This is a genomic window from Ideonella azotifigens (assembly GCF_006519715.1).
GTDB lineage: Bacteria > Pseudomonadota > Gammaproteobacteria > Burkholderiales > Burkholderiaceae_C > Ideonella > Ideonella azotifigens.
The window spans coordinates 1-3504 of sequence record NZ_VIDT01000582.1; the positions used below are offsets into that span (position 1 = coordinate 1).

General features: G+C 67.5%; 4 protein-coding genes and 2 pseudogenes. All 6 read right to left on the minus strand.

The annotated features are described in order from the left end of the window. A pseudogene (locus FKP22_RS24415) lies at positions 1–561 on the minus strand (AgmX/PglI C-terminal domain-containing protein); the annotation flags it as partial. After that, positions 558–1070 carry an ExbD/TolR family protein gene (locus FKP22_RS24420; RefSeq protein WP_141290260.1) on the minus strand — a complete coding sequence of 171 codons (513 nt, stop codon included), beginning with the start codon at positions 1068–1070 and terminating at the stop codon, positions 558–560. The gene FKP22_RS24420 and the pseudogene FKP22_RS24415, both read right to left, overlap by 4 nt. Positions 1071–1077: 7 nt before the next feature. Next, positions 1078–1623, minus strand: coding sequence for an ExbD/TolR family protein (locus tag FKP22_RS24425; protein WP_141290261.1), 546 nt, complete (start codon positions 1621–1623; stop codon positions 1078–1080). Beyond that, on the minus strand, positions 1620–2306 hold the full coding sequence (locus tag FKP22_RS24430) for a MotA/TolQ/ExbB proton channel family protein (RefSeq protein WP_141290262.1): 687 nt from the start codon (positions 2304–2306) through the stop codon (positions 1620–1622). The genes FKP22_RS24425 and FKP22_RS24430 overlap by 4 nt, the downstream gene beginning before the upstream one ends. 70 nt (positions 2307–2376) lie before the next feature. Then, on the minus strand, positions 2377–2754 hold the full coding sequence (locus tag FKP22_RS34055) for a hypothetical protein (protein WP_231011091.1): 378 nt from the start codon (positions 2752–2754) through the stop codon (positions 2377–2379). After that, a pseudogene (locus FKP22_RS32645) lies at positions 2754–3504 on the minus strand (hypothetical protein); the annotation flags it as partial. The gene FKP22_RS34055 and the pseudogene FKP22_RS32645, both read right to left, overlap by 1 nt.

Consider the following 3504-nt stretch of genomic DNA (forward strand, 5'->3'; position numbering starts at 1 on the left):
GGCGCCCACGCCGGGGCCGGTGCCGCTGCCCACGCCTGCGCCGGGCTTGATGTTCTGGTTCAGCTGCACGGCAGTCGGTGCACCATGCATTTCGGCCAGCGTGTCCTTCATCGCCAGCAGGCCCACGCCGGTGGCCTTGCGGCGCGCCGCGTCGATGGCCTCGCCTGGCGGCTTGTCCGGCACTGGGTTGCGGGCCTCGGCAATGATGGGCTTGCCGCCGTCATGCTGGCTGGCGACCTGCGGCTTGGGGGGGGCCTTCGGCGGCACCACTGGTTCCACCGGCTTGACCTCGGCCTTGGCGACCGGCGCTTCGACCTTGGGTTTGACCGCCGGCAAGACCAGCGGCACCGGCTTTTCCAGGATCAGCTTGGCCATGGGCGCCGGCAGCGGCGCAGGCGTAGGCTCGCGCAGGATCTCCGGCGGCGGCAGCACCTGGGCCAGCAGCAGCACCAGCGCGACGATGGCGAGCACCGTGGCCTGGGTGCGCCGGTAGCGGCTCAGGTCATCCGGCGCATGGTCCCAAGCCAGGACGCCTGAACGGAAAGACAGGACCGCGCTCATGACGCACTCCCCACTTTCTGCCGCACCGCAAACGACACGTTGGTGAAGTTCGCGCTGGCGCAGGTGGTCATCACCTTGCGCAGCAGCTGGTAGGGGATGGCCTTGTCGCCCAGGATGGTGATGGCCTGGGATTGGGCCAGCTTCACCGGGTCGTCTGTCTGCACCGGCTTGTGATTGGCCTGTTGCTCGACCAGCTCGGCCTGCAGCGGGGCGATCAGGTCCTCGTTGGATGCCATCACCTCGGGCACCGAGGCGACGACCTTGCTGCCGACGATGATCTCGCTGGCGCTGACCAGCACCATCAGCGTCTCGCGCGGCGAGGTCTCGGCCGCCGATTCGGGCAGCATCACGGCCTTGTTGCTCGGCAGGATGTCGATCTCGGTCGAGTTGGACAGCAGGAAGAAGATCAGGATCGTGAAGACGTCGATCAGCGAGACCAGGTTCATGTCCAACCCGGTCTGGTTGCGCGCCTTGCGGGCGGCGCGTTTTTGCAGCGGCGTGAGTTTCATGCGGGCCTCACTTGCCTTTTTGCGCGGTGGCTGGCGCTGGCGCTGCGGCGCCGGCTGACTTCACCGGCGCGTCGCCAATGGCCAGTGCCGGGAACAGCTCGGTGCTGACCGTGCGGCCGGGGTGGGCCGGGTCTGGCGTGGGCGTGGCGCGCATCGCGTCCATCGCCTGCACCAGCGTTTCGTAAGGCGTGTTGGCCTGGGCCAGCACGCTGGCGGCTTTTTCGTCCGGGAAGCGCTGCTTGATGACCAGCATCTCGGCGTTCAGCGCCTTGAAGTCGTAGGCACCGTCTGCGGTGTTCGGGATGTGCAGGATCAGGCCGCCCACGCGGTCGCCCACGTCCAGCGCGTCCGGTCGGATCACCACTTCGAGTTGCAGCTTGTCGACCTGCAACTGCATCACGCCGGCGGCCGGCGCAGGCAGCGACAGGTCCATCACCGCCAGCTTGGTGAAGACGGCGGTGGACAGCAGGAAGGGCACCAGCACCACGATCAGGTTGATGAACGCGGTGACTTCCAGGTGCGCCGTTTCCTTGCGGAGTCGGCGCACCCTCATGCCGGCCGACCTGCGCTGTCAGCGGTGGCGGGGCGGTTGACGCTGCCTTCGGGCGCCAGGCGCTGCACGACATTCAGGAAGCTGATCTTGGCGGCTTCCAGGCCGTCGACGATCTCGGCGGTGCGGGCCTGCAGGAAAGCGTGGATCAGCAGGAAGGGAATGGCCACCATCAGCGCGACGGCGGTGTTGTTCATCGCGATGGAGATCGAGGCCGACAGCAGCTCGGCCTTCTCGGCCGGGTTCACTTGCGCCACGGCCGTGAAGGCCTTGATCAGGCCCATGATGGTGCCCAGCAGGCCGACCAGCGTGATGACGTTGGCGAAGGTGGCGATGTAGTGGGTGCGCTTTTCCAGGCGCGGCACGATTTCCATCATGCCTTCTTCCATCGCGGCGTCGATGTCGTCGCGCTTGCGCGAGCTTTGCATGCGGGCCAGGCCGTTGTGCACCAGCTTGCCGATGGCCGCGTCGCTCTTGGCGGCCAGGCTGTTGACTTCCTTCCACTGGCCGCCCTGCAGCAGCGGCTGCACCTTCTCCCACAGCTTGCGGTTCTCGCTGCGCGCGCGGCGCAGGAAGATGAAACGTTCGATCGCGATCGACACGCCCAGCGCCATGATCAGCAGGCTGGGGTAGATGAACAGGCCGCAGTCCTGGATGAACTTGATGGCGATACTGATGGCATTCATCGGGAGGCTCCGGGTACAGGCAAAGTCGGGAAGAAAAGAGGAATCTGAATCGGGTCGGCTCGGTGCGGCGTCACTTGGTGGCGTCTGGTTTTGCAGCTGCCTTGGCATCCGGCGCGTTGGCGCCGTAGGCCACCTCGCGGCGGAACACGTCGCGGTCCAGCGGCGCCAGCGCTTCGTCCAGCACGCTGCCGGGCGGCTTGCCGGACAGCGAGGTCGGCACCGGGCGCTTCCACGGCACGATGTAAAGCACCTTGGGCAACTCGCGGTTGCCGATGATCTGGGTCGTCTCCAGGTCGGCGTGGTCGGTGTTGCCACTGTCGGCCGGCGCGGCGGCTGAAGCAGATGCAGCGGGCGCGGCAGCGGGTTTCGCGGACCTGGTTTGGGACCACGCCGGCATGGCGCACGCGGCGGCCAGGCTCAACAAGGTGAGGCAGCGGGCAGGGTGCATCAGGTGGCCTCCTTCTTTGCGGCGCCAGGCGCCGGCTTGCGGTTCTTCAGCTCGGTGACCCACTTGGCCACCGCCGGGTCGCCGGCGGGGGTCAGCGCCAGGTAACGCTGGTACTGGACGAGGGCGCCGGCGGCATCGTCCAGGTACAGGTCCAGCAGCACGCCCAGGTTCAGCGCGGCGTTGGCATGGTTGGCATCCAACGCCAGGGCTTTTTCGTAGGCGGCGCGCGCGTCGGCAAAGCGGCCCATCAGCCGCAGCGTGAGGCCGCGCTGCGCGTGCAGGGTCGCGCTGTCGGGCTTGGCGGTCAAGGCAGCATCCCCACTGGCGAGTGCCTCGGCCAGTTGGCCGGCCTCGCGCTGCCGTGCGGCCTCGGCTGCCTGGGGCGGCAGTGCGCTGAGATCGTCGTTGCTGCGTTCTGCCTTGCCGTAGCGGGCCGGGCGCAGCGTGCGCAGCGCGGCAAAGCTGCGCTTGACGCTGTCGTCGTACAGGCCTTGCGTGCTGCGCTGGACGTTGAGTGTGTGCAACTCGGCGGCCTTTTCCTCGAACGGGAAGGCCTGCTCCTCCAGCAGCACGTCGTACTGTTCGCGCTCGGTCTTCGAGAGCTTCTTGGGCCGCTCGGAGCTGAGCATGGCCTGGCCGAAGTCCTGGTAGAGCATGGCGGTCTGGTAGGTCGCGGCAGTCACGGTGTCAGCCACCCCGTCTTCGGTCGCCAGGGCATAAGCCTTGAGCGCTTCGTCGAACCTGCTCTTC

Bases quoted from the DNA above. Each gene is read 5' to 3' on its own strand.
- FKP22_RS24420 (WP_141290260.1), bottom strand. From the start codon at position 1,070: ATGAAACTCACGCCGCTGCAAAAACGCGCCGCCCGCAAGGCGCGCAAC.
- FKP22_RS34055 (WP_231011091.1), bottom strand. From the start codon at position 2,754: ATGCACCCTGCCCGCTGCCTCACCTTGTTGAGCCTGGCCGCCGCGTGC.
- FKP22_RS24425 (WP_141290261.1), bottom strand. From the start codon at position 1,623: ATGAGGGTGCGCCGACTCCGCAAGGAAACGGCGCACCTGGAAGTCACC.
- FKP22_RS24430 (WP_141290262.1), bottom strand. From the start codon at position 2,306: ATGAATGCCATCAGTATCGCCATCAAGTTCATCCAGGACTGCGGCCTG.